Source organism: Zunongwangia atlantica 22II14-10F7, assembly GCF_002094855.1.
Taxonomy (GTDB): Bacteria; Bacteroidota; Bacteroidia; order Flavobacteriales; family Flavobacteriaceae; genus Zunongwangia; species Zunongwangia atlantica.
The window spans coordinates 80,718-102,655 of the sequence record NZ_ARYN01000007.1; the positions used below are offsets into that span (position 1 = coordinate 80,718).

Annotated in this window: 34 protein-coding genes; all 34 read left to right on the forward strand. The window is 35.3% G+C overall.

Annotation, left to right across the window (positions count from 1 at the left end; all coding sequences use genetic code 11):
• Positions 1–80 precede the first annotated feature (80 nt).
• The 34 genes from rplC (at position 81) to IIF7_RS08910 (ending at position 21,937) form a co-directional block, all read left to right on the forward strand.
• On the forward strand, positions 81–692 hold the full coding sequence (rplC, locus tag IIF7_RS08745) for a 50S ribosomal protein L3 (RefSeq protein WP_084841307.1): 612 nt from the start codon (positions 81–83) through the stop codon (positions 690–692).
• Positions 692–1,318 (forward strand): 50S ribosomal protein L4, encoded by a 627-nt coding sequence (gene rplD / locus IIF7_RS08750; protein ID WP_084841308.1) that lies wholly within the window; start codon positions 692–694, stop codon positions 1,316–1,318. Before rplC ends, rplD begins: the two co-directional genes overlap by 1 nt.
• Positions 1,319–1,327: 9 nt before the next feature.
• On the forward strand, positions 1,328–1,618 hold the full coding sequence (rplW, locus tag IIF7_RS08755; RefSeq protein WP_084841472.1) for a 50S ribosomal protein L23: 291 nt from the start codon (positions 1,328–1,330) through the stop codon (positions 1,616–1,618).
• A gap of 9 nt (positions 1,619–1,627) precedes the next feature.
• Positions 1,628–2,455: a 50S ribosomal protein L2 gene (rplB, locus tag IIF7_RS08760; protein ID WP_084841309.1), complete on the forward strand. Its 828-nt coding sequence runs from the start codon at positions 1,628–1,630 to the stop codon at positions 2,453–2,455.
• A gap of 6 nt (positions 2,456–2,461) precedes the next feature.
• Positions 2,462–2,740, forward strand: coding sequence for a 30S ribosomal protein S19 (rpsS, locus tag IIF7_RS08765; protein ID WP_084841310.1), 279 nt, complete (start codon positions 2,462–2,464; stop codon positions 2,738–2,740).
• A gap of 8 nt (positions 2,741–2,748) precedes the next feature.
• The gene (rplV, locus tag IIF7_RS08770) at positions 2,749–3,156 is read left to right on the forward strand and encodes a 50S ribosomal protein L22 (RefSeq protein WP_084841311.1); all 408 of its coding nucleotides are present in this window, start codon (positions 2,749–2,751) and stop codon (positions 3,154–3,156) included.
• Between the two features lie 7 nt (positions 3,157–3,163).
• Positions 3,164–3,880, forward strand: coding sequence for a 30S ribosomal protein S3 (gene rpsC, locus IIF7_RS08775; protein ID WP_084841312.1), 717 nt, complete (start codon positions 3,164–3,166; stop codon positions 3,878–3,880).
• A 16-nt stretch (positions 3,881–3,896) separates the two neighbouring features.
• The gene (gene rplP / locus IIF7_RS08780) at positions 3,897–4,316 is read left to right on the forward strand and encodes a 50S ribosomal protein L16 (RefSeq protein WP_084841313.1); all 420 of its coding nucleotides are present in this window, start codon (positions 3,897–3,899) and stop codon (positions 4,314–4,316) included.
• A 10-nt stretch (positions 4,317–4,326) separates the two neighbouring features.
• Positions 4,327–4,518 (forward strand): 50S ribosomal protein L29, encoded by a 192-nt coding sequence (gene rpmC, locus IIF7_RS08785; protein WP_084841314.1) that lies wholly within the window; start codon positions 4,327–4,329, stop codon positions 4,516–4,518.
• Positions 4,519–4,536: 18 nt separating this feature from the next.
• Complete coding sequence (gene rpsQ / locus IIF7_RS08790) at positions 4,537–4,794, forward strand: 30S ribosomal protein S17 (RefSeq protein WP_013073256.1); 258 nt, start codon at positions 4,537–4,539, stop codon at positions 4,792–4,794.
• A gap of 2 nt (positions 4,795–4,796) precedes the next feature.
• Entirely contained in the window at positions 4,797–5,165 is a 369-nt protein-coding gene (gene rplN / locus IIF7_RS08795; protein ID WP_013073255.1) for a 50S ribosomal protein L14, read from the forward strand.
• 12 nt (positions 5,166–5,177) lie between these two features.
• Positions 5,178–5,489, forward strand: a complete 312-nt coding sequence (rplX, locus tag IIF7_RS08800; protein WP_084841315.1) for a 50S ribosomal protein L24 — start codon at positions 5,178–5,180, stop codon at positions 5,487–5,489.
• Between the two features lie 2 nt (positions 5,490–5,491).
• A complete protein-coding gene (gene rplE / locus IIF7_RS08805; RefSeq protein WP_084841316.1) occupies positions 5,492–6,043 on the forward strand; it encodes a 50S ribosomal protein L5 in 552 nt (183 codons plus the stop codon).
• 3 nt (positions 6,044–6,046) lie between these two features.
• The gene (gene rpsN / locus IIF7_RS08810; RefSeq protein WP_084841317.1) at positions 6,047–6,316 is read left to right on the forward strand and encodes a 30S ribosomal protein S14; all 270 of its coding nucleotides are present in this window, start codon (positions 6,047–6,049) and stop codon (positions 6,314–6,316) included.
• 58 nt (positions 6,317–6,374) lie between these two features.
• The gene (gene rpsH, locus IIF7_RS08815) at positions 6,375–6,773 is read left to right on the forward strand and encodes a 30S ribosomal protein S8 (RefSeq protein ID WP_084841318.1); all 399 of its coding nucleotides are present in this window, start codon (positions 6,375–6,377) and stop codon (positions 6,771–6,773) included.
• Between the two features lie 19 nt (positions 6,774–6,792).
• Entirely contained in the window at positions 6,793–7,335 is a 543-nt protein-coding gene (gene rplF, locus IIF7_RS08820; protein ID WP_084841319.1) for a 50S ribosomal protein L6, read from the forward strand.
• A 12-nt stretch (positions 7,336–7,347) separates the two neighbouring features.
• Positions 7,348–7,704: a 50S ribosomal protein L18 gene (rplR, locus tag IIF7_RS08825; protein WP_084841320.1), complete on the forward strand. Its 357-nt coding sequence runs from the start codon at positions 7,348–7,350 to the stop codon at positions 7,702–7,704.
• 6 nt (positions 7,705–7,710) lie between these two features.
• Positions 7,711–8,235 carry a 30S ribosomal protein S5 gene (gene rpsE / locus IIF7_RS08830; RefSeq protein ID WP_084841321.1) on the forward strand — a complete coding sequence of 175 codons (525 nt, stop codon included), beginning with the start codon at positions 7,711–7,713 and terminating at the stop codon, positions 8,233–8,235.
• A gap of 13 nt (positions 8,236–8,248) precedes the next feature.
• Complete coding sequence (gene rpmD, locus IIF7_RS08835; RefSeq protein ID WP_084841322.1) at positions 8,249–8,431, forward strand: 50S ribosomal protein L30; 183 nt, start codon at positions 8,249–8,251, stop codon at positions 8,429–8,431.
• Positions 8,432–8,440: 9 nt separating this feature from the next.
• Positions 8,441–8,893 (forward strand): 50S ribosomal protein L15, encoded by a 453-nt coding sequence (rplO, locus tag IIF7_RS08840; RefSeq protein ID WP_084841323.1) that lies wholly within the window; start codon positions 8,441–8,443, stop codon positions 8,891–8,893.
• Positions 8,894–8,904: 11 nt separating this feature from the next.
• On the forward strand, positions 8,905–10,239 hold the full coding sequence (gene secY, locus IIF7_RS08845) for a preprotein translocase subunit SecY (RefSeq protein WP_084841324.1): 1,335 nt from the start codon (positions 8,905–8,907) through the stop codon (positions 10,237–10,239).
• A gap of 2 nt (positions 10,240–10,241) precedes the next feature.
• Entirely contained in the window at positions 10,242–10,457 is a 216-nt protein-coding gene (gene infA / locus IIF7_RS08850) for a translation initiation factor IF-1 (protein WP_013073244.1), read from the forward strand.
• Positions 10,458–10,575: 118 nt separating this feature from the next.
• On the forward strand, positions 10,576–10,692 hold the full coding sequence (gene ykgO / locus IIF7_RS08855) for a type B 50S ribosomal protein L36 (protein WP_010519235.1): 117 nt from the start codon (positions 10,576–10,578) through the stop codon (positions 10,690–10,692).
• A 2-nt stretch (positions 10,693–10,694) separates the two neighbouring features.
• Positions 10,695–11,069: a 30S ribosomal protein S13 gene (rpsM, locus tag IIF7_RS08860; protein WP_084841325.1), complete on the forward strand. Its 375-nt coding sequence runs from the start codon at positions 10,695–10,697 to the stop codon at positions 11,067–11,069.
• Between the two features lie 12 nt (positions 11,070–11,081).
• Complete coding sequence (gene rpsK / locus IIF7_RS08865) at positions 11,082–11,474, forward strand: 30S ribosomal protein S11 (protein ID WP_084841326.1); 393 nt, start codon at positions 11,082–11,084, stop codon at positions 11,472–11,474.
• 86 nt (positions 11,475–11,560) lie between these two features.
• Positions 11,561–12,166 carry a 30S ribosomal protein S4 gene (rpsD, locus tag IIF7_RS08870; protein WP_084841327.1) on the forward strand — a complete coding sequence of 202 codons (606 nt, stop codon included), beginning with the start codon at positions 11,561–11,563 and terminating at the stop codon, positions 12,164–12,166.
• Positions 12,167–12,186: 20 nt separating this feature from the next.
• The gene (locus IIF7_RS08875; protein WP_084841328.1) at positions 12,187–13,179 is read left to right on the forward strand and encodes a DNA-directed RNA polymerase subunit alpha; all 993 of its coding nucleotides are present in this window, start codon (positions 12,187–12,189) and stop codon (positions 13,177–13,179) included.
• Between the two features lie 34 nt (positions 13,180–13,213).
• Positions 13,214–13,705 carry a 50S ribosomal protein L17 gene (gene rplQ, locus IIF7_RS08880; protein WP_084841329.1) on the forward strand — a complete coding sequence of 164 codons (492 nt, stop codon included), beginning with the start codon at positions 13,214–13,216 and terminating at the stop codon, positions 13,703–13,705.
• A gap of 119 nt (positions 13,706–13,824) precedes the next feature.
• On the forward strand, positions 13,825–14,937 hold the full coding sequence (gene carA / locus IIF7_RS08885; RefSeq protein ID WP_084841330.1) for a glutamine-hydrolyzing carbamoyl-phosphate synthase small subunit: 1,113 nt from the start codon (positions 13,825–13,827) through the stop codon (positions 14,935–14,937).
• Positions 14,938–15,135: 198 nt separating this feature from the next.
• A complete protein-coding gene (locus IIF7_RS08890) occupies positions 15,136–16,368 on the forward strand; it encodes a hypothetical protein (protein WP_084841331.1) in 1,233 nt (410 codons plus the stop codon).
• A 176-nt stretch (positions 16,369–16,544) separates the two neighbouring features.
• A complete protein-coding gene (eno, locus tag IIF7_RS08895; protein ID WP_084841332.1) occupies positions 16,545–17,834 on the forward strand; it encodes a phosphopyruvate hydratase in 1,290 nt (429 codons plus the stop codon).
• Positions 17,835–17,984: 150 nt separating this feature from the next.
• Complete coding sequence (locus tag IIF7_RS08900) at positions 17,985–19,526, forward strand: glycogen synthase (RefSeq protein ID WP_084841333.1); 1,542 nt, start codon at positions 17,985–17,987, stop codon at positions 19,524–19,526.
• Positions 19,527–19,663: 137 nt separating this feature from the next.
• The gene (locus tag IIF7_RS08905; protein WP_084841334.1) at positions 19,664–20,947 is read left to right on the forward strand and encodes a citrate synthase; all 1,284 of its coding nucleotides are present in this window, start codon (positions 19,664–19,666) and stop codon (positions 20,945–20,947) included.
• A gap of 42 nt (positions 20,948–20,989) precedes the next feature.
• Entirely contained in the window at positions 20,990–21,937 is a 948-nt protein-coding gene (locus tag IIF7_RS08910) for a dimethylarginine dimethylaminohydrolase family protein (RefSeq protein WP_084841335.1), read from the forward strand.
• The last annotated feature ends 1 nt before the right edge of the window (position 21,938 follow it).

Genomic DNA, 21,938 nt, shown 5'->3' on the forward strand with positions numbered 1-21,938 from the left:
AAAACGGGAAAGATACATTCAGGACAGAAGTATTTTTCTGTCCTGTTTTTTTAATAAATAAGTAATAATAAATAATAATTATGTCTGGGTTAATAGGAAAAAAAATAGGCATGACTAGTATTTTTGACGAGAATGGGAAAAATATCCCATGTACTGTTATAGAGGCTGGTCCATGTGTAATTACCCAAGTCAGAACCAATGAGGTTGACGGGTACGAAGCGCTTCAACTTGGTTTCGATGACAAAAAGACTGCAAATAAGGCTGCTACAGGGCATGCTAAAAAAGCGGGAGTTGCTGCGCAACAAAAGGTCGTTGAATTCCAGGGATTTGAAGGGGATTATAAATTGGGAGATACTATCAATGTAGAGCACTTCAATGAAGGTGAGTTTGTTGATATTTCAGGTATTTCTAAAGGTAAAGGTTTCCAGGGTGTTGTTAAGCGACATGGTTTTGGTGGTGTAGGTCAATCTACTCACGGTCAGCACAACCGTTTAAGAGCTCCTGGTTCTATTGGTGCTGCTTCTTATCCTGCACGTGTATTTAAAGGTATGCGTATGGCTGGAAGAATGGGCGGTGAAAAAGTAAAAGTTGAAAACCTTAGAGTTTTAAAAGTAGTTGCTGAGAAAAATCTTTTAGTAGTTAAAGGATGTGTTCCAGGGCATAAAAACTCTTACGTAATCATTAGAAAGTAATGGAAGTAGCAGTTTTAGATATTAAAGGAAAAGAAACAGGTAGAAAGGTCAACCTTTCTGATGCTGTTTTTGGGATAGAGCCTAATGAGCATGCTGTTTACCTAGATGTAAAGCAATATCTTGCTAATCAAAGACAAGGTACGCATAAAGCAAAAGAACGTGCAGAGATAACTGGTTCTACTCGTAAGCTTAAAAAGCAAAAAGGTACAGGTACTGCTAGAGCAGGTAGTATTAAATCTCCTGTTTTTAGAGGTGGTGGTAGAATTTTTGGTCCTCGCCCAAGAAATTATGGTTTTAAATTGAATAAAACCTTAAAGCGTTTAGCTAGAAAATCTGCTTTATCTATTAAAGCAAATGATAAAGCGATAACTGTTGTAGAGGATTTTTCTTTCGATACTCCAAAGACAAAAAATTTCATTGAAGTTTTGAAAGCCATTGGTATTCAGGAGAAAAAATCTCTTATAGTGTTGGGTGAGTCAAATAAAAACGTATATTTGTCGTCACGTAATTTAAAAGGCTCTGAAGTTGTAAGTGTTTCAGAATTAAGTACTTACAAAATATTAAATGCAAATAGTATTGTGTTTTTAGAAGGGTCTCTAGAAGGAATAGAGTCGAATTTAAGTTAAATGAGCGTTATGAGTATCTTAATAAAACCAATTATTACAGAAAAAGCTACCGCAGAAAGTGAATTGAAAAATTGTTTCTCTTTTGAGGTAAGTAATAAGGCGAATAAGATTGAAATCAAAAATGCAGTAGAATCTGCTTATGGCGTTTCAGTAACTTCTGTTCGTACAATTAACGTCCGTCCAGATCGTAAAACCAGATATACAAAATCTGGGATGATCACTGGTAAAACTAAAGCTTATAAGAAAGCTATGGTACAGGTGGCGGAAGGTGAAACTATTGATTTATACAGTAATCTTTAAGATTAAAAAATGTCAGTAAGAAAATTAAAGCCAATTACTCCTGGGCAGCGTTTTAGAGTAGTTAATGGGTTTGACGCCATTACTACTGATAAGCCGGAGAAGTCTTTACTTGCTCCGTTAAAAAAGTCAGGCGGTAGAAACAGTCAAGGTAAAATGACCATGCGCTATAAAGGTGGTGGTCACAAAAGACGTTACAGAATTGTAGATTTTAAACGCGATAAACATGGTGTTCCTGCAACTGTAGCAACAATTGAATATGATCCGAACAGAACGGCCTTTATTGCTTTATTGAATTATCAAGACGGTGAGAAAAGGTATGTTATTGCTCAAAATGGTCTTCAGGTAGGTCAAAATATTGTTTCTTCGAATGAAGCAGTAGCTCCTGAAATCGGGAATGCAATGCCTTTAGCAAACATTCCTTTAGGAACAATTGTTTCTTGTATCGAATTGAGAGCTGGTCAAGGTGCTGTAATGGCACGTAGTGCTGGTGCATTTGCTCAGTTGTTAGCGAGAGAAGGAAAGTATGCAACTGTTAAGTTGCCTTCTGGAGAAATTAGAAGAGTGCTTTCTGTATGTTTAGCTACGATTGGAGCGGTGTCTAACAGTGATCATCAGTTACAGATTTCTGGTAAAGCTGGTAGAAAACGCTGGTTAGGTATCAGACCAAGAACTAGACCAGTAGCTATGAACCCAATCGATCACCCAATGGGTGGTGGTGAAGGTAGAGCTTCAGGAGGTCATCCTCGTTCTAGAAAAGGTTTACCTGCAAAAGGTTTTAAAACCCGTACAAGAACAAAGGCGAGTAATAAATATATTGTAGAACGTAGAAAGAAATAATAGAGTATGGCACGTTCATTAAAAAAAGGACCTTTCGTTCACTATAAACTAGAGAAAAAAGTAGCTGATAATGTAGAGTCTGGTAAAAAAGCTGTGATCAAAACTTGGTCTAGAGCTTCAATGATTACACCAGATTTCGTTGGGCAAACCATTGCTGTACACAATGGAAAGCAGTTTGTTCCTGTTTATGTTACTGAGAATATGGTAGGTCATAAGTTAGGAGAATTTTCACCAACTCGTTCTTTTAGAGGGCATGCTGGTGCGAAAAATAAAGGTAAAAAATAATTGAAGCTATGGGAGTTCGTAAAAAAGAAAGAGCAGAGCAAATAAAAGAAGCTAAGAAGCAGACAGCTTTTGCTAAGTTAAATAACTGCCCTACTTCACCTAGAAAAATGCGTTTAGTTGCAGATTTAGTTAGAGGTGAAAAAGTAGAAAAAGCGCTTCATATTTTAAAATTCAGTCAAAAAGAGGCTGCTGGTTGTTTAGAGAAGTTGTTATTGTCAGCTATTGCTAATTGGCAGGCAAAAAACGAAGATGCTAGTCTTGAGGATGCTGAGTTGTTTGTGAAAGAGATTCGTGTAGATGGAGGAAGTATGCTTAAGAGACTTCGTCCTGCTCCACAAGGTCGTGCACACAGAATTAGAAAAAGATCCAATCACGTTACATTAGTGCTTGGCGAAAACAATAATACACAAAGCTAAGAAGAGTATGGGACAGAAGACAAATCCAATCGGTAATCGCCTTGGTATCATTAGAGGATGGGAGTCCAACTGGTACGGAGGAAATGACTACGGTGATAAATTAGCCGAAGACGATAAGATTAGAAAGTACATCCATGCTCGCCTCTCTAAAGCGAGTGTATCTAGGGTAATAATTGAGCGTACCCTTAAGCTTGTAACCGTTACTATCACTACTGCTAGACCTGGTATTATTATTGGGAAAGGTGGTCAAGAGGTAGATAAGCTTAAAGAAGAGCTTAAGAAGATCACAGATAAAGAGGTTCAGATTAACATCTTTGAAATCAAAAGGCCAGAACTAGATGCGCATCTTGTTGGTGCTAGCGTTGCAAGACAGATAGAGAATAGAATTTCTTATCGTCGTGCGATTAAAATGGCTATTGCGGCTGCAATGAGGATGAATGCTGAAGGAATTAAGATCGAAATTTCAGGTCGTTTAAATGGAGCTGAAATGGCACGTTCTGAGGCATATAAAGATGGTAGAATTCCTTTGTCTACTTTTAGGGCCGATATTGATTATGCTTTGGTTGAAGCACATACTACTTATGGTAGGTTAGGTGTTAAAGTATGGATCATGAAAGGTGAAGTTTACGGAAAAAGAGAATTATCTCCGCTTGTTGGTTTAGCTAAAAAGCAGGGTGGTAAGAGTTCCGGGCGAAGTGGTAATAAGTCACGTCGTAGAAAGTAATTTAAAGTAAAGAAAAATGTTACAACCTAAAAGAACGAAATATCGTAAGCAACAGAAGGGGCGCATGAAAGGGGTTGCTCAGAGAGGGCATCGTCTTTCAAATGGAACTTTTGGGATCAAGTCTCTTGATTCTAGTTTCGTTACGGCACGTCAAATCGAAGCTGCTCGTATTGCTGCTACCCGTTATATGAAAAGGGAAGGTTCTCTGTGGATTAAGATATTCCCAGATAAGCCTATCACTAAAAAGCCTCTTGAGGTTCGTATGGGTAAAGGTAAAGGAGCTGTAGAATACTGGGCTGCTGTTGTGAAACCTGGAAGAGTTATGTTTGAAATTGGTGGTGTGCCTTTGGCAACTGCTAAAGAGGCATTGCGTCTTGCAGCACAAAAACTGCCGGTAAAAACTAAATTTATCGTAGCTAGAGATTATCAAGAATAATTTTTGTATTATGAAACAATCAGAAGTAAAAGAATTGTCTGTTGCAGAATTGCAGGAAGAGCTTGGTAAATCTCGTAAAGCATATGCAGATTTAAAAATGGCTCACGCTGTTTCGCCATTGGAGAACCCAATACAGTTAAGATCTGTAAGGAGAAGTATAGCGAGATTAGCTACCGAGTTAACTAAAAGAGAACAACAATAAGTGTTATTCTGCTGAAAGATGGAAAAAAGAAATTTAAGAAAAGAGCGAATAGGTGTAGTTACTAGTAATAAGATGCAGAAGTCTATAGTGGTTTCTGAAGTTAAAAAAGTAAAGCACCCTATGTACGGAAAGTTCGTATTGAAAACTAAGAAGTATGTAGCTCACGACGAAAAAAACGACTGCAACGAAGGGGATACTGTAAGGATCATGGAAACTCGTCCTATGAGTAAATCTAAATGTTGGAGATTAGTAGAAATAATTGAAAGAGCGAAGTAATTATGGTACAACAAGAGTCTAGACTAAAAGTAGCAGATAATACTGGGGCTAAAGAGGTTTTAGCAATTAGAGTATTAGGAGGTACAAAGAAAAGATACGCTTCTGTTGGAGACAAGATTGTTGTCAGCGTTAAAGAGGCTACACCAAATGGAAACATTAAGAAAGGTGCGGTTTCTACGGCAGTTGTTGTTCGTACCAAAAAGGAAGTACGCAGACCTGATGGATCTTATATAAGATTTGATGATAATGCTTGCGTATTACTTAACCCGGCTGGAGAAATGCGCGGAACACGTGTTTTTGGTCCTGTAGCAAGAGAACTTCGTGATAAGCAATTCATGAAAATTGTATCATTAGCACCTGAAGTGCTTTAATACATTAAAAAGATGACAAAGCTTAAAATAAAATCAGGAGATACAGTTCTAGTTATCGCAGGTGATCATAAAGGTCAGCAAGGTAAGGTTCAAAAGGTATTTCCAGACAAGAATAAAGCAATTGTGGAAGGAATTAATACAATTTCTAAACATGAGAAGCCTAGCGCTTCTAATCCACAAGGAGGAATTACAAAGAAAGAAGCTCCAATTAATATTTCTAATCTTTCTTTAGTAACTAAAGATGGTGAAGCAACCAGAATTGGTTATAAAGAGGAAGATGGGATAAAGGTGAGATTTTCTAAAAAATCAAATGAAGTAATATAGTTATGGCATACGTACCAAGACTTAGAAAAGAGTATGATGACAAAATTAAATCATCTCTTGTAGAAGAATATAGTTACAGTAATGTAATGGAAGTGCCAAAGCTTAAGAAAATCGTTATAAGCCGTGGTGTTGGTGGTGCTGTAGCAGATAAAAAACTTATTGACCATGCAGTAGATGAATTAACTGCAATTACTGGTCAAAAGGCTGTTGCGACTATTTCTAAGAAAGATGTTGCTACGTTTAAATTACGTAAAGGAATGCCAATTGGTGCAAAAGTGACTTTACGTGGTTATAGAATGTACGAATTTTTAGATAGATTAATTACATCGGCGTTGCCACGTGTACGTGATTTTGATGGAATTAAAGCTAATGGTTTTGATGGTAGAGGAAATTATAACTTAGGAATTACTGAGCAGATAATTTTTCCTGAAATTGATATCGATGCTGTAAATAGAATTGCGGGTATGGATATTACTTTTGTAACTACAGCAAATACCGATAAAGAAGCGAAATCTTTATTAACAGAACTAGGTTTACCTTTTAAAAAGAATTAAGACATGGCTAAAGAATCAATGAAAGCCCGTGAGGTTAAGAGACAAAAATTGGTAGATAAGTATGCTGAAAAAAGAAAAGCTTTGAAAGAAGCTGGCGATTTTGAAGCTTTACAAAAATTACCAAAAAACTCTTCTCCGGTACGTTTGCATAATCGTTGTAAGCTAACTGGTAGACCTAAAGGGTATATGAGACAATTTGGTGTTTCTCGTGTAATGTTTAGAGAAATGGCTAACAATGGTCTAATCCCTGGAGTTAAGAAGGCTAGTTGGTAAATTATAAATTGATTATAGGTTCCTTTTCTAGGAAAACCATAATCGCAAATTAATATAAATGAATACAGATCCAATTGCAGATTTTTTAACGCGTATTAGAAACGCAGTAGCAGCAAATCATAGAGTTGTTGAAATTCCTGCTTCTAATGTTAAAAAAGAAATTACTAAGATTTTATTCGATCAAGGATATATCTTAAGTTACAAATTTGAAGATAGTACTGCGCAAGGTGTTATCAAAATAGCTCTTAAGTACGATAAAGATACTAAAGACTCTGTAATAAAAGATATCCAGAGAATAAGTAAACCTGGTTTACGTAAATATGCCGGTGCTGGAGAATTACCACGTATATTAAATGGTTTAGGAATTGCTATCATCAGTACTTCTCACGGAGTAATGACAGACAAGCAGGCTAGAGCAGAAAATGTTGGTGGTGAAGTATTGTGTTACGTTTACTAATTCTTAAAATTAAGAAAAGATGTCAAGAATAGGTAAAAGCCCAATTACAATTCCAGAAGGTGTTAATGTAGACTTTAAAGATGGTTTTGTAACGGTAAAAGGAAAATTAGGAGAACTTAAGCAAGAAATTAGCGACATAGATATCAATATCGAAGATAATGTGATATCTTTTGAGCGTTCTTCTGATAAAAGTGATCAAAAGGCTAAGCATGGTCTTTATCGTGCTTTAGTTAGTAATATGATTGAAGGTGTAACTAATGGTTTTACTAAAGAATTAGAATTAGTAGGTGTTGGTTATAGAGCTTCTAATCAAGGACAAAAATTAGATTTAGCTGTTGGGTACTCCCACAATATTGTTTTAGATTTGGCTCCAGAAGTTGTAGTGGAGACAATATCTGAAAAAGGTAAGAATCCGGTGGTTAAGCTAACTTCTCATGACAAACAACTTTTAGGACAGGTTGCTGCAAAGATTCGTTCTTTCAGAGTACCAGAACCTTACAAAGGAAAAGGTATTAAGTTTAAAGGAGAAATAATTAGAAGAAAAGCAGGTAAATCAGCTTAATAAAGTTTAGTTATGGCATTTTCAAAAGAAAAAAGAAGATTAAAGATAAGAAAGCGTATTCGAAAGAATATTAGCGGAACTGAAAGCCGTCCAAGATTATCTGTATATAGAAGTAATAAAGAGATTTATGCTCAGGTTATAGATGATGTAGCTGGAAAAACTTTAGCTGCGGCTTCTTCTAGAGATAAAGAAATAGGTGATGCTTCAGGTACAAAAAGTGAAATCGCTGAATTAGTTGGGAAAAATTTGGCAGATAGAGCAAAAAAGGCTGGAGTAGAAGTGGTTTCATTCGATAGAGGAGGTTACTTGTATCACGGTAGAGTTAAATCATTAGCGGATGGTGCTCGTGAAGGAGGACTAAAATTCTAAGAAGATATGTATCAAGATTATAAAAACGTAGAACATGTAAAACCAGGAGGTCTTGAATTAAAAGATCGTTTGGTAGGAGTGCAACGTGTTACTAAGGTTACTAAAGGTGGTAGAGCATTTGGTTTTTCTGCCATAGTAGTTGTTGGTGACGAAAATGGTGTTGTAGGACATGGTTTAGGTAAATCTAAAGAGGTTGCCGATGCTATTTCTAAAGCCGTAGAAGATGCGAAAAAGAATTTAGTGCGTATTCCTTTACATAAAGGTACTTTACCACACGAACAAAAAGGTAAATATGGTGGAGCGAGAGTTTTACTTTTACCTGCTGCAACTGGTACCGGGATTATTGCTGGTGGTGCAATTCGTGCGGTTTTGGAATCTGTAGGGGTTCATGATGTACTTTCTAAGAACCAAGGTTCTTCTAACCCTCATAATGTTGTGAAGGCTACATTTGATGCTTTACTTCAATTAAGAAGTGCAGAAACTGTTGCTAAACAAAGAGGAATCACGTTAGAGAAACTTTTCAAAGGATAAAATCAAGGATAAGATGGCAAAGATTAAGGTTACTAAAGTAAGAAGTGCTATTAATAGAACTCAGAATCAAAAAAGAGTTTTAGAGGCATTGGGTCTTAGAAAAATGGGACATGCTGTAGAACATGAGGATACCCCTAACATCCTTGGGATGATAAATAAAGTTAAACACTTAGTTTCTGTAGAGGAAACAAAATAATAGGTTTACATGGATTTAAGTAACTTAAAACCTGCAAAGGGTTCAGTTAAAAGTAACAATAAGCGTGTTGGCCGTGGAGAAGGATCCGGTAAAGGTGGGACTGCTACTCGTGGTCACAAAGGGGCTAAATCACGTTCTGGTTACTCTAAGAAGATAGGTTTTGAAGGAGGGCAGATGCCACTTCAACGCCGTGTACCAAAATTTGGTTTTAATAACAGAAACCGTAAAGAATATCAAGGTATTAACTTAGATACTTTACAATTATTAGTAGATAATGGTAAAGTTAAGGATACGGTAGATCTAGGTGTACTTGTAGAAAACGGTTTGGCTGGAAAAAATGATCTAGTTAAAATTTTAGGTAGAGGTGAATTAAAGGCTAAATTAAAAGTATCTGTTCATAAATTTACGGCCTCAGCCAAAGAAGCTATAGAAGCTGCGGGAGGTGAAGTTGTTACTTTATAATAGATAGCCAAATGAAATTCATCAATACTATAAAAAATATTTGGAAAATCGAGGAGCTAAAAAACCGTATTTTAGTAAGCCTCGGTTTACTTTTAGTTTATCGTTTTGGAACTCAGGTTGTACTTCCTGGGATAGATGCTAGTCAATTAGCAAACTTAGCAAATCAAACTGATGGCGGTTTATTAGGATTGCTTAATGCATTTACTGGTGGGGCGTTTTCTAATGCTTCAATTTTTGCATTAGGTATTATGCCTTATATTTCGGCTTCTATTGTGGTTCAGTTGATGGGGATAGCTATTCCTTATTTACAAAAGCTGCAAAAGGAAGGTGAAAGTGGGCGTAAAAAAATAAATCAAATTACCAGATGGTTAACCATAGCAATTACCTTAGTTCAAGGGCCGGGTTATATTTATAACCTGTTTAATACATTGCCACAAAATGCTTTCCTTTTAGGTGATAGTTTATCTTTCATCATTTCTTCAGTAATTATTCTTACTACAGGGACGATTTTCGCTATGTGGTTAGGAGAGAAGATTACAGATAAAGGAATTGGTAATGGTATTTCTCTTTTAATTATGGTAGGTATTATTGCTACACTACCTCAGGCATTCCTTCAGGAATTCGCTTCAAGATTTGATGGTAGCGGTGGTCTTATTATGGTATTGATTGAGTTTGCGATTTGGTTTGCAATTATTTTAGCTGCTGTAATGTTGGTAATGGCTGTTCGTCAGATACCAGTTCAGTATGCAAGAAGATCTGCTACTGGTGGATATGAGAAGAATGTATTTGGATCAAGACAGTATATACCTTTAAAGCTTAATGCTTCAGGGGTAATGCCAATTATATTTGCTCAGGCTATTATGTTTATCCCGGTGGCATTGGCTGGTCTTTCAGATTCTGATGCGGCTCAGGGTGTTACGGCTGCATTTAGTGATATTTTTGGTTTTTGGTATAATTTAGTTTTCGCTTTATTGATTATAGTATTCACTTATTTTTATACTGCGATTACAGTACCAACAAATAAAATGGCAGATGATTTAAAACGAAGCGGTGGTTTTATTCCTGGAATTCGTCCTGGAACTGAAACAGCTGAGTATTTAGATCGTATTATGTCTCAAATTACACTTCCTGGATCTGTATTTTTAGCAATTATTGCAATTTTCCCTGCAATAATTGTGAAGTTGTTAGGTGTTCAACAAGGTTGGGCATTGTTTTTTGGAGGTACCTCACTATTAATTTTAGTTGGAGTTGCAATCGATACTATGCAGCAGGTAAACTCTTATCTGTTGAATAGACACTATGACGGATTAATGAAAACGGGTAAAAACAGAAAAGCAGTAGCTTAATTATGGCAAAGCAACCAGCAATTGAACAAGATGGAACGATAATCGAAGCATTGTCTAATGCAATGTTTCGTGTAGAGTTAGAAAACGGTCACGTTGTGACCGCTCATATCTCTGGTAAGATGCGTATGCATTACATTAAATTATTGCCAGGAGATAAGGTGAAATTGGAAATGAGTCCTTACGATTTAAGTAAGGCTCGCATAACTTACAGATACTAAGAAGTAAATTAAGCTATTAATAATTTTTTTATTACTTTTGCATCCTGAAAAAATTATTAGGCAAAAAGCCTTATGTGAATTTTATTTTTGCATCTGGCGTTTATAAAAAACTAGAAAGATGAAAGTTAGAGCATCAATAAAGAAAAGAAGTGCCGACTGTAAAATTGTACGCAGAAAAGGGCGCCTTTACGTGATTAACAAAAAGAATCCTAGATTTAAACAAAGACAAGGCTAATTATGGCAAGAATTGCAGGGGTAGATATACCTAAACAAAAGCGAGGAGTTATAGCGTTAACCTATATCTTCGGAATTGGTAAAAGCAGGGCTCAGGATATACTTGCTGAAGCTAAAGTTGATGAGAGTAAGAAAGTTTCAGACTGGAACGATGACGAAATTGGTCGTATCCGTGAAGCTGTAGGTAACTACACAATCGAAGGAGAATTACGTACTGAAGTTCAGATGAGTATTAAACGTCTAATGGATATTGGATGTTACAGAGGTATTCGTCATAGATCTGGGTTGCCATTAAGAGGTCAAAGAACCAAAAACAACTCTAGAACTAGAAAAGGTAGAAGAAAAACTGTTGCTAACAAGAAAAAGGCAACTAAATAATAAGTAAGTGATATGGCAAAGTCAACAAAAACAACTCAAAAGAAGCGTAAAGTAAACGTTGAGTCTATTGGGGAAGCTCATGTTACTGCTTCTTTCAATAACATTATCATTTCTTTGACTAACAAAAAGGGAGATGTTATTTCTTGGTCTTCAGCTGGGAAAATGGGCTTCAGAGGATCAAAGAAAAATACTCCTTATGCAGCACAGTTAGCTTCTGAAGATGCATCTAAAGTTGCACACGAAGCTGGGTTGCGTAAAGTGAAAGTTTATGTTAAAGGACCTGGTAATGGTAGAGAGTCTGCTATCAGATCAATTCATAACAGTGGTATTGAGGTTACGGAAATCGTTGATGTAACTCCACTACCTCATAATGGTTGTCGTCCTCCTAAAAGACGTAGAGTATAATTAATTATATAATTAGAAGAGGAAATTACGATTATCGAAGGACTTATGCCTTAATTCATAATCCCTCTTTCATAAATCAATTTTAAATGGCAAGATATACTGGTCCAAAGACTAAGATAGCTCGTAAATTTGGTGAAGCTATATTTGGAGATGATAAATCTTTTGAAAAAAGAAATTATCCTCCAGGACAGCACGGTAACAACCGTCGTAGAGGAAAGAAATCTGAATATGCTATCCAGTTAATGGAAAAGCAAAAAGCTAAATATACTTACGGTATATTAGAGCGTCAGTTCAGAAATATGTTCGAAAAAGCTACTAGCTCACAAGGTATTACTGGTGAGGTTTTACTTCAGCTTTGTGAATCAAGATTAGATAATGTTGTTTTTAGGTTAGGTGTTGCTCCTTCAAGAAGAGCCGCTAGACAACTTGTTTCTCATAGACATATTACTGTTAATGGAGAGTTAGTTAATATTCCTTCTTACCAATTGAAAGCAGGTGATGTTGTTGGTGTAAGAGAGAAATCTAAATCTCTACAGGTTATTCAAGATTCATTAGCTAATAATAGCAGTGTTTACGAATGGATAACTTGGAATAACGAAACTAAACAAGGAACGTTTGTTTCAGTACCTGGAAGAGTTCAGATTCCAGAAAACATTAATGAACAATTCATCGTCGAATTATATTCGAAATAATAATTCACAGAAGTCGTAATATGGCAATACTAAATTTTCAGAAGCCCGATAAAGTTATAATGATTGACTCTACAGATTTTGAGGGGAAATTTGAATTTCGTCCCTTAGAGCCTGGATATGGGTTAACCGTTGGTAACGCTTTAAGAAGAGTGCTGTTATCATCTTTAGAGGGATTCGCGATCACTTCGGTTCGTATCGAAGGTGTAGATCACGAATTCTCAACAATTCCTGGAGTTGTAGAAGATGTAACAGAAATAATATTGAATCTTAAACAAGTAAGATTCAAAAGGCAAATTGATGAAATAGACAACGAAGCCGTTACAATTTCTGTTTCTGGTGAAGAAGAACTAACCGCTGGTCATTTCCAGAAGTTTATCTCTGGTTTTCAGGTTTTAAATCCTGATTTAGTGATTTGTCATCTTGATAGTAAGGTAAATATCAATATGGAAATTACTATCGAAAAGGGTAGAGGTTATGTTCCGGCAGAAGAAAATAAAAAGGCCAATGCTCCTTTAGGAACGATTTTTACAGATTCTATTTACACTCCAATCAAGAATGTAAAATATAGTATTGAAAACTATCGTGTAGAACAGAAAACTGATTATGAAAAACTTGTTTTTGAAATTATCAGCGACGGTTCTATTCATCCTAAAGATGCATTAACTGAAGCTGCCAAAACTTTAATTCACCATTTCATGTTGTTCTCTGATGAGCGAATTACGTTAGAGGCTGATGAAATTGCTCAAACTGAAACTTATGATGAAGAATCTCTTCACATGAGACAGCTACTAAAAACTAAATTAGTAGATATGGATCTTTCAGTTAGAGCATTAAATTGTTTAAAAGCGGCTGAAGTTGATACCTTAGGTGATCTTGTTTCTTACAATAAAAATGACCTTATGAAGTTCCGTAACTTCGGTAAGAAGTCTTTAACAGAGCTAGAAGAGCTTGTAAGTAACAAAGGATTAAACTTTGGTATGGATCTTTCAAAATATAAATTAGATAAGGACTAATTCACGCTAGTGAATTACTCTAAAAAGAATAGTAATGAGACACGGAAAGAAAATAAATCATTTAGGTAGAAAGACCGCTCATCGTAAGTCGATGTTGGCTAACATGGGGTCTTCACTAATTGAGCATAAGCGCATCAATACTACTGTGGCTAAAGCAAAGGCTTTAAAAGTTTTTATCGAGCCATTAGTAACTAAGTCTAAAGAAGATACTACTCACAATAGAAGAATCGTTTTCAGTAAATTACGTAACAAATATGCGGTTACTGAATTATTTCGTGAAGTAGCTCCTAAAGTAGGAGATCGTCCAGGGGGATATACTAGAATTATCAAATTAGGTAATCGTCTAGGAGATAACGCTGATATGGCGATGATCGAATTAGTAGATTTTAACGAAACTTACAACGTTAATAAGCCTGCTAAGAAGAAGTCAACTCGTAGAGCTGGTAAGAAAAACGTTGCTGAGACTGAGGCTCCAAAAGCTGAAGATACAAAGCAAGAAGAAAAAGAAGATAAAAAAGAAGAATAAATGATTCTTTACTATCGATAATTTTAAAAGGATAAACTCGCTGGGTTTGTCCTTTTTTTATATCTAATTAGCATTCATTTTTAATATTCCTTAAATTTAGATCGTATTATTTTTTTAGTATGAAGTATCAAACAAGAAAGAAAGCCATCATTTTATTAGCAGACGGAACTATTTTTCATGGAAAATTAGTTGGTACCAAAGAAGGTAGCGCCGTAGGAGAAGTTTGTTTCAACACAGGAATGACCGGATATCAGGAAATTTTTACAGATCCATCTTATTTTGGTCAATTAATGGTTACCACTAATGCCCATATAGGTAATTATGGTACGAATGAAGGGGAAAATGAATCTGACGGAGCAAAAATTGCTGGTTTGATTTGCAAAAACTTTAGTTATGATCAATCAAGACCGGCTGCAGATCAAACTTTAGAAGAGTTTTTAAATGATAGCAATTTATTTGCAATTTCAGATGTAGATACTCGTGCACTGGTAACCTATATTCGTGAAAATGGAGCAATGAACGCTATTATTTCTACAGATGTGGATAATATTGAAGCTTTGAAAGCTCAGTTAGCTGAAGTGCCAGATATGAATGGATTAGAGTTGGCTTCAAAGGTTTCTACTAAAGAGCCATATTATTTTGGAGATGAAAACGCTACTTATAAAGTTGCTGCACTCGATGTAGGTATTAAAAGAAATATTCTTAGAAATCTTGCGCAACGTGACGTTTACGTTAAGGTTTTCCCTTATGATGCAACGTATACAGAAATGAGTGAATGGAATCCTGATGGATATTTCTTATCTAACGGTCCTGGAGATCCTCAGCCTCTAAAAAAAGCAATTCAAGTAGCTAAAGATATTATAGAGAAAGATCATCCGTTATTTGGTATTTGTCTTGGGCATCAAATTATTGCATTGGCAAATGGCATCCCTACCTATAAAATGCATCATGGGCATAGAGGAATAAATCACCCGGTTAAAAATTTGAAAACCGGAAAAGGAGAGATCACTTCTCAAAATCATGGTTTTGCTGTGGATAAGGAAGCGACCGAATCACATCCTAACGTAGAGATTACCCATATTTGCTTAAATGATGGTACTGTTGGAGGTTTGCAAATGATTAATAAAAACTGTTTCTCTGTGCAATATCACCCAGAAGCAAGTCCTGGACCTCACGATGCAAGTTATTTATTTGATGAATTTATAGATCGTATAAAGCAGGCAAAAGCATAAGAATTGAAAAGCCGGGAATTATTTCCGGCTTTTTTAATATCTGAATTTTATTGTTTTACAAAGTCTAATCGTTTATAATAAAATAAGTCCTTAGGCGCAACCTGCCTCTTTTTTTTGATAATATTGTAAGAAAATCGTTCTAAACAACGGTTGTGTTAGAAATTAGTTATTTTAGAGTTTTAATTTGAAATAATAGAAATGTTGAAAAACTATGCTTTTTTGCTAATTATTCTTATTGGGATTCCACTTTATTCGCAGGACAAATTGGATAATGGAGAAATTGTCTTTAATTCAGGAAAAACATTAAATGTTTTAATACAAAATAAAGATTGGGTATATACTCCGAGAAGTTTTAGGATTAAGAATAGATATGAGGATGCTTTTCAAGTGATTCCAAGTGACTCTGTAAAGAAATTGACAGTTGGTAAATTTCAGTTCGTTCGGGCGATAGTAGATTTTGACACCTCTTCGGATGATATAAAAAATATCAGTACTAATAAAAATCCAAATTTCAAAAAGACCTCTATTTTGCTTCGTGTAATTTTAAAGGGTGCGGGCTCACTTTATTCTTTTGAAAGACCAGATGTTACGAGATACTTTTACTCAATTAGATCGATGGATAGTATTAAACAGCTAATTTATAAAAGATATAGATCAACAGGACAGCTTGTGAAAGAAAATCAACATTATAAGCAGCAATTATATTTAGATATTAATTGTAGTAATAATGATATTCACTTTTACAATTATGTAGATTATAAGAAAAAAGATTTGATTGATGTATTTAAAAGATATAATCAGTGCAAAAATGTAAATTATGAGTTGCTATCTAGCAAAGAAAAATCAAATAGTTTTATTACAATTTTCCCTGAAATAGGTATTTCGCATGGTGCTTTGAGAGTTAATTCAGGTTTAAATGCAGGTGATACAGAAATCAATCTAACCACGCCGAAAATTGGAGTCAATTTCGAATACGTTTTTTCAGGAGGATACAATAAATGGTCTGTACTTTTAAAAACGTCGTATGAATCAGCTAGTATTAGCAAAGAAATTTTTGATAACTATTCAGCGGATTTAAAGATCGATTATAATGCATTAACTTTTTATCCAGCTTTGAATTATTACTTTTATCCAACCCACAAGACCAAATTTTTCTTAAATGCTGGTATTGAATACAATTTGCATGTAAATTCGAAAGTCATGTTTCTCAACACCAATAGGGCTATCGATCCAGTGCTGGATAACCCACAATCTTCTGTTGGATTAGGTGTCGGTTCTGGTATTCAACATAAAGGTTTTATGATACTTTTACATTATTCAAGCCGCAAATTTAAAGGCAGAAACTTTGTGATGGGAAATTATGACCTAGATTGGGGTTCTAGCTTATCCTTATTCACTTTTAGTTTAGCTTATAAATTTGATTTTAGATAACCGCTGACTTCTATCTCGTTAAGACTATGCTTAATTGTTATTATTATTGCAGATTAATTATTTTTTCGAAAACGTTTTAGGTGAATTACTTGTTATATTATAAATTATTCCTCGTTTTTTTATCGCTGTATTCGTATCTTGCAGACTAATCAATTAATTAAATTATAATTTAGACTATGAGTGCTATAGTAAATATTCATGCACGTCAAATTTTTGACTCCAGAGGTAACCCTACTGTTGAAGTAGATGTAATCACAGAAAACGGAATATTAGGAAGGGCAGCTGTTCCTTCTGGAGCTTCTACAGGTGAGCATGAGGCTGTAGAACTTCGCGACGGTGGGAAAGACTTTATGGGTAAAGGTGTTCTTACTGCCGTAGAAAACGTAAATTCTAAAATTGCAGAGCAATTACTTGGATATTCAGTTTTCGAGCAGAATTTAATCGACCAGGCAATGATCGAGCTTGATGGAACTGCAAACAAATCTAAGTTAGGCGCTAACGCAATTTTAGGTGTATCTCTTGCAGTTGCTAAGGCGGCTGCAAACGAACTTGGTCTTCCGTTATACCGTTATGTTGGTGGTGTAAGTGCAAACACACTTCCTGTGCCAATGATGAACATTATTAATGGTGGGTCTCACAGTGATGCTCCTATTGCTTTTCAGGAATTCATGATTATGCCAGTGAAAGCTGCAAGCTTTTCAGAAGCAATAAAAATGGGAACAGAAATTTTCCATAATCTTAAAAAAGTATTACACGATAGAGGTTTAAGTACTGCTGTTGGTGATGAAGGTGGATTTGCTCCAACTTTAGATGGAACTGAAGATGCTTTAGAAACTATTTTAAAAGCTATCGAGAAAGCTGGATACAAAGGAGGAGATGAAGTAATGATCGCTTTAGATTGTGCTTCAGCTGAATTCTATGAAGATGGTAAATACAATTATGCTAAATTTGAGGGTGATAAAGGTGTTGTTCGTACAAGCGAAGAACAGGCTGAATATCTTGCTGAGTTAGCTTCTAAATACCCAATCATTTCTATTGAAGATGGTATGGACGAAAATGACTGGGATGGTTGGAAAGCCCTTACAGATAAAATTGGTGATAAAGTTCAACTTGTTGGAGATGATCTTTACGTAACAAATGTTGAGCGTCTATCTAGAGGTATCGAAGAAGGAATTGCAAACTCTATTCTTATTAAAGTAAACCAAATTGGTACCTTAACTGAAACTATCGCTGCTGTAAATATGGCACACAATGCAGGTTATACATCAGTAATGTCTCACCGTTCAGGAGAAACTGAAGATAATACTATTGCAGATTTAGCAGTAGCATTAAACACGGGACAAATCAAAACTGGTTCTGCTTCAAGAAGTGATCGTATGGCAAAATACAATCAGTTAATTAGAATTGAAGAAGAATTAGGAAGTGTTGCTTATTTCCCTAAAGAGAAAGCTTTCAAAGTGAAATAAGTATTTTTTATACGATTTTATTTAGAAAAAGCCTTTCATTTATTTGAAAGGCTTTTTTATTTTAATTTAATATTCTTTTAATCAAATGTTTGAAGATTAATAATTAACTTTTCCGGAATAAATGTTCTAACCAATCCTAACCAGATTTCAATGCATAATTTCCTATTTGTAGCTTCAGAAAATGATGCTATTCCCCATTGCAAAGCAGGAGGCATGGGTGACGTAATACGTGATGTGCCCAGGCAAATTTCACAGAAAGGAGATACTGTTCATGTTGTGGTGCCTTCCTATTCCAGATTGCATCAAAATGCAAAGTTTATCTCCAAATTAATGTTTAAGCTTCGCGGAGTCGATTATATGGCTGAGATCTACGAGGTTAAGCCTAAAAAAGACTTTCCTGGTATTACTCACTATGTGATTCATCATCCCGAAATTGAGGCCGGAGATATAGCTCATATTTATCATAATGATTTGGATGAACCATTTTATACAGATGCTATAAAGTATTTTGTCTTTTGTACTGCCGTAGCCCAGGCCGTTAAGATTGGAGTTTTTGGAGATCTGGATGTAATTCATTTACACGACTGGCATGCAAGCATGGTTTTATTCTTAAGAAGATACCATCAGGAATTTAAATGTCTGCAGAGTATTCGTGTGATTTATAGTATTCATAATTTAGCAATACAGGGAATTCGTCCTTTCGCTGATAATTATTCATCTATTAAAAATTTCTTTCCAGATGTAGATTTTAATTACGATGAGCTTAAAGATAGACGCTATCAGGATTGTATTAATATGATGGCTTTGGGAATTCGTTTTTCCGATGCGGTACATACAGTCTCTCCAAGTTATAAGAGAGACGTACTTTATCCAAGTAATCCTCCAGAATTTATTGGTGGAGAAGGTTTAGAGGAAGATCTAAAGCAAGCAGATAGAGAGGGTAGATTCATAGGAATTCTTAACGGCTGTAATTATAGAAATATCCGTAGAGCAAGAAAAAACAACTTGTATTTTAATATTGCTTCAGCAATCTTTAAATGGATGCAGCAGGAATCTAAAAAATATAAAGCCGATTTTCTTGCGCATACAGGAGAGAAAGTAATGCCTTATTTAAAAAGAAAGCCAGAATTTGTATGTTCTAGTGTAGCAAGACTTACAGAGCAGAAATTTTACTTCTTTAAACGTTCTCCAGAAGCCTTTTTAGAAATACTTGATCTTCTTGATGAAGTAAACGGAATATTTATACTTCTTGGAACGGGAGCGCCAGAATATGAAGAGCTTTTACGTAAAATAAGCCACGAGAAGAAAAACTTTTTATTTATAAATGGCCAATCTGAAGATGTTATTGATAGTATATATCTAGAAACCAATCTTTATTTCATGCCAAGTTTATTTGAACCTTGCGGTATTAGCCAGATGTTGGCAATGCGTAATGGCCATCCTTGTTTAGTGCACTATACGGGAGGACTTATCGATACTGTAAAACATTTGGAGACCGGTTTTGTTTTTGATGGAACAAGCTATGATAAAAAAGTCTCGAATATGGTAGATTCTTTCAAACAGATTTTAAATCTCTTTTTTGAAGACAAAGCAAAGTGGAGAGCAATTGAAAAAAACGCGAAAAAAGAACGTTTTACCTGGAAGAAATCTGTAGATGATTACTATAAATCACTTTATAAATTACCAGCATAAAAGATTCTTATATTTATATAGGTTAAATCACTTGAAACCCCTGTTAATTATAGCATAATTGCTTGGTTTTAATTGAATAGAAGCGTAGATTTTATTAAATTCGCAATCGATTAATTTAAATTTTGTAATTCAATACAATGTCAGATAAAGCTATATTAGAATATCAAGGAAAAAAATACGAGTTTCCTGTTACTGAGGGAACCGAAGGTGAATTGGGTATCGATATTAAAACCCTTCGATCTGAAGCCGGAATGATAACTTTAGACCGTGGCTACAAGAACACAGGAAGTTGTGAAAGTGCCATCACTTTTTTAGACGGTGAAAAAGGAATCTTAAGATATAGAGGCTATGCTATCGAAGACCTTGCTGAAAAGGCAAATTTTCTGGAAGTAGCTTATCTTTTGATTTTTGGGGAATTACCTAATAAAGAACAATTAGATAAATTTTCTAATGATATTAAGGAGCAGTCTGAAGTAGACGAAGAAATGAAGAAAATTTTGGATGGTTTTCCAAAATCAGCTCATCCAATGGGCGTTCTTTCTTCCTTAACCAGTGCCTTAATTGCTTTTAATCCTTCTTCAGTAAATGTAGATTCTGAAGAAGATATGTATAAAGCAATTGTGAAGATTATGGGTAAATTCCCGGTACTTGTTGCCTGGACGTTACGAAAGAAAAACAGTCTTCCGCTTAACTATGGTGATGATTCGTTAGGATATGTAGAAAACCTGCATGAAATGATGTTTGAAAAACCTGGTAAAAAATATAACGTAGATAAGTCAGTTATTGAGGCTTTAGATAAATTACTAATTCTTCATGCAGATCACGAGCAAAACTGTTCAGCTTCTACAGTAAGAATGGTAGGTTCTTCTCATGCAGGATTATTCGCTTCAATTTCGGCAGGTATTTCAGCACTTTGGGGACCACTTCATGGAGGTGCAAACCAGGCAGTGATCGAGATGCTAGAAGGAATTAAGCAAGATGGTGGTGATACTCACAAATTCATGCAAAAAGCGAAGGATAAAGAAGATCCTTTCCGTTTAATGGGATTTGGACACCGTGTTTACAAAAATTTCGATCCACGTGCTAAAATCATTAAGAAATCTGCAGACGAAGTTCTTGGAGGTTTAGGTATTGAAGATCCAGTATTGGATATCGCTAAAGGTTTAGAAAAAGAAGCTTTAGAAGATGATTACTTCGTAAAAAGAAAATTATATCCTAATGTTGATTTCTATTCTGGTATTATTTACAGAGCTTTAGGTATTCCAGTAGAAATGTTTACCGTAATGTTTGCTTTAGGTCGTCTTCCTGGATGGATCGCTCAGTGGAGAGAAATGAGACTTAAAAAAGAACCAATTGGTAGACCACGCCAAATTTACGTAGGAGAAAACCTAAGAGAATTTAAATCAGTAGACGAGAGATAATCTTTTCTCAATTATAAATAATTTAAAAAGCTCCATTATTAAATGGGGCTTTTTCTATATTTGGAAAAATTTTTAGTGATGCACTTAAAGATCAATAATGAAACTTCTAGGCTTAGAGCAGTTGTTTTAGGTACCGCTAAAAGTAACGGTGGAGCGCCCGAACTTGATGAAGCTTACGATCCAAAATCTATAGAGCATATCAAAGCTGGTACATACCCGCAAGAAGAAGATATGGTAAAAGAGATGGAAGCGGTAGCAAATGTTTTGAAGAAATATGATGTAGAAGTTTTTCGTCCCCAGATTATCGAAAATTACAACCAGATTTTTACTCGAGATATCGCCTTTGTGATCGAAGATAAATTTGTAAAAGCAAACATTCTTCCAGATCGCGAAAAAGAGATCAAAGCGATTCAGCATGTGATCGACCAGATTGCTCCAGAGAAAATCGTAAAACTTCCAGAAGAGGCGCATATCGAAGGAGGTGATGTAATGCCTTTTGGCGATTACATTTTGGTTGGAACTTATAGTGGCGATGATTATCCAGATTATATTACGGCCAGGACAAATACACAGGCTGTAAAAGCACTTCAGGAATTATTTCCGAAAAAAAAGGTAGTTTCCTTCAATCTTAAAAAGAGCAATGTAGATCCAAAAGAAAACGCACTTCATTTGGATTGTTGCTTTCAGCCGGTAGGAAAAGACAAGGCTATTATTTACAAAGGTGGCTTTTTGGATTCTAAAGAATATCAATGGCTGGTTAACCTGTTTGGTGAAAAAAACATCTTCGAAATTACCAAAGATGAGATGTATAATATGAATTCGAACATATTTTCTATTTCTGAAAATGTGGTTATTTCCGAAGAAAAATTTAAACGTTTAAATGATTGGCTTCGTTCTCATGGAATTACCGTAGAAGAAGTTCCTTACTCTCAAATCGCAAAGCAGGAAGGTTTATTGCGTTGTTCAACTTTACCCTTAATTAGAGATTAAA

What these genes read in the sequence shown, in the direction of transcription:
- rplC (WP_084841307.1), top strand. Translation starts at nt 81, where the DNA reads ATGTCTGGGTTAATAGGAAAAAAAATAGGCATGACTAGTATTTTTGAC.
- rplD (WP_084841308.1), top strand. Translation starts at nt 692, where the DNA reads ATGGAAGTAGCAGTTTTAGATATTAAAGGAAAAGAAACAGGTAGAAAG.
- rplW (WP_084841472.1), top strand. Translation starts at nt 1,328, where the DNA reads ATGAGTATCTTAATAAAACCAATTATTACAGAAAAAGCTACCGCAGAA.
- rplB (WP_084841309.1), top strand. Translation starts at nt 1,628, where the DNA reads ATGTCAGTAAGAAAATTAAAGCCAATTACTCCTGGGCAGCGTTTTAGA.
- rpsS (WP_084841310.1), top strand. Translation starts at nt 2,462, where the DNA reads ATGGCACGTTCATTAAAAAAAGGACCTTTCGTTCACTATAAACTAGAG.
- rplV (WP_084841311.1), top strand. Translation starts at nt 2,749, where the DNA reads ATGGGAGTTCGTAAAAAAGAAAGAGCAGAGCAAATAAAAGAAGCTAAG.
- rpsC (WP_084841312.1), top strand. Translation starts at nt 3,164, where the DNA reads ATGGGACAGAAGACAAATCCAATCGGTAATCGCCTTGGTATCATTAGA.
- rplP (WP_084841313.1), top strand. Translation starts at nt 3,897, where the DNA reads ATGTTACAACCTAAAAGAACGAAATATCGTAAGCAACAGAAGGGGCGC.
- rpmC (WP_084841314.1), top strand. Translation starts at nt 4,327, where the DNA reads ATGAAACAATCAGAAGTAAAAGAATTGTCTGTTGCAGAATTGCAGGAA.
- rpsQ (WP_013073256.1), top strand. Translation starts at nt 4,537, where the DNA reads ATGGAAAAAAGAAATTTAAGAAAAGAGCGAATAGGTGTAGTTACTAGT.
- rplN (WP_013073255.1), top strand. Translation starts at nt 4,797, where the DNA reads ATGGTACAACAAGAGTCTAGACTAAAAGTAGCAGATAATACTGGGGCT.
- rplX (WP_084841315.1), top strand. Translation starts at nt 5,178, where the DNA reads ATGACAAAGCTTAAAATAAAATCAGGAGATACAGTTCTAGTTATCGCA.
- rplE (WP_084841316.1), top strand. Translation starts at nt 5,492, where the DNA reads ATGGCATACGTACCAAGACTTAGAAAAGAGTATGATGACAAAATTAAA.
- rpsN (WP_084841317.1), top strand. Translation starts at nt 6,047, where the DNA reads ATGGCTAAAGAATCAATGAAAGCCCGTGAGGTTAAGAGACAAAAATTG.
- rpsH (WP_084841318.1), top strand. Translation starts at nt 6,375, where the DNA reads ATGAATACAGATCCAATTGCAGATTTTTTAACGCGTATTAGAAACGCA.
- rplF (WP_084841319.1), top strand. Translation starts at nt 6,793, where the DNA reads ATGTCAAGAATAGGTAAAAGCCCAATTACAATTCCAGAAGGTGTTAAT.
- rplR (WP_084841320.1), top strand. Translation starts at nt 7,348, where the DNA reads ATGGCATTTTCAAAAGAAAAAAGAAGATTAAAGATAAGAAAGCGTATT.
- rpsE (WP_084841321.1), top strand. Translation starts at nt 7,711, where the DNA reads ATGTATCAAGATTATAAAAACGTAGAACATGTAAAACCAGGAGGTCTT.
- rpmD (WP_084841322.1), top strand. Translation starts at nt 8,249, where the DNA reads ATGGCAAAGATTAAGGTTACTAAAGTAAGAAGTGCTATTAATAGAACT.
- rplO (WP_084841323.1), top strand. Translation starts at nt 8,441, where the DNA reads ATGGATTTAAGTAACTTAAAACCTGCAAAGGGTTCAGTTAAAAGTAAC.
- secY (WP_084841324.1), top strand. Translation starts at nt 8,905, where the DNA reads ATGAAATTCATCAATACTATAAAAAATATTTGGAAAATCGAGGAGCTA.
- infA (WP_013073244.1), top strand. Translation starts at nt 10,242, where the DNA reads ATGGCAAAGCAACCAGCAATTGAACAAGATGGAACGATAATCGAAGCA.
- ykgO (WP_010519235.1), top strand. Translation starts at nt 10,576, where the DNA reads ATGAAAGTTAGAGCATCAATAAAGAAAAGAAGTGCCGACTGTAAAATT.
- rpsM (WP_084841325.1), top strand. Translation starts at nt 10,695, where the DNA reads ATGGCAAGAATTGCAGGGGTAGATATACCTAAACAAAAGCGAGGAGTT.
- rpsK (WP_084841326.1), top strand. Translation starts at nt 11,082, where the DNA reads ATGGCAAAGTCAACAAAAACAACTCAAAAGAAGCGTAAAGTAAACGTT.
- rpsD (WP_084841327.1), top strand. Translation starts at nt 11,561, where the DNA reads ATGGCAAGATATACTGGTCCAAAGACTAAGATAGCTCGTAAATTTGGT.
- IIF7_RS08875 (WP_084841328.1), top strand. Translation starts at nt 12,187, where the DNA reads ATGGCAATACTAAATTTTCAGAAGCCCGATAAAGTTATAATGATTGAC.
- rplQ (WP_084841329.1), top strand. Translation starts at nt 13,214, where the DNA reads ATGAGACACGGAAAGAAAATAAATCATTTAGGTAGAAAGACCGCTCAT.
- carA (WP_084841330.1), top strand. Translation starts at nt 13,825, where the DNA reads ATGAAGTATCAAACAAGAAAGAAAGCCATCATTTTATTAGCAGACGGA.
- IIF7_RS08890 (WP_084841331.1), top strand. Translation starts at nt 15,136, where the DNA reads ATGTTGAAAAACTATGCTTTTTTGCTAATTATTCTTATTGGGATTCCA.
- eno (WP_084841332.1), top strand. Translation starts at nt 16,545, where the DNA reads ATGAGTGCTATAGTAAATATTCATGCACGTCAAATTTTTGACTCCAGA.
- IIF7_RS08900 (WP_084841333.1), top strand. Translation starts at nt 17,985, where the DNA reads ATGCATAATTTCCTATTTGTAGCTTCAGAAAATGATGCTATTCCCCAT.
- IIF7_RS08905 (WP_084841334.1), top strand. Translation starts at nt 19,664, where the DNA reads ATGTCAGATAAAGCTATATTAGAATATCAAGGAAAAAAATACGAGTTT.
- IIF7_RS08910 (WP_084841335.1), top strand. Translation starts at nt 20,990, where the DNA reads ATGGGGCTTTTTCTATATTTGGAAAAATTTTTAGTGATGCACTTAAAG.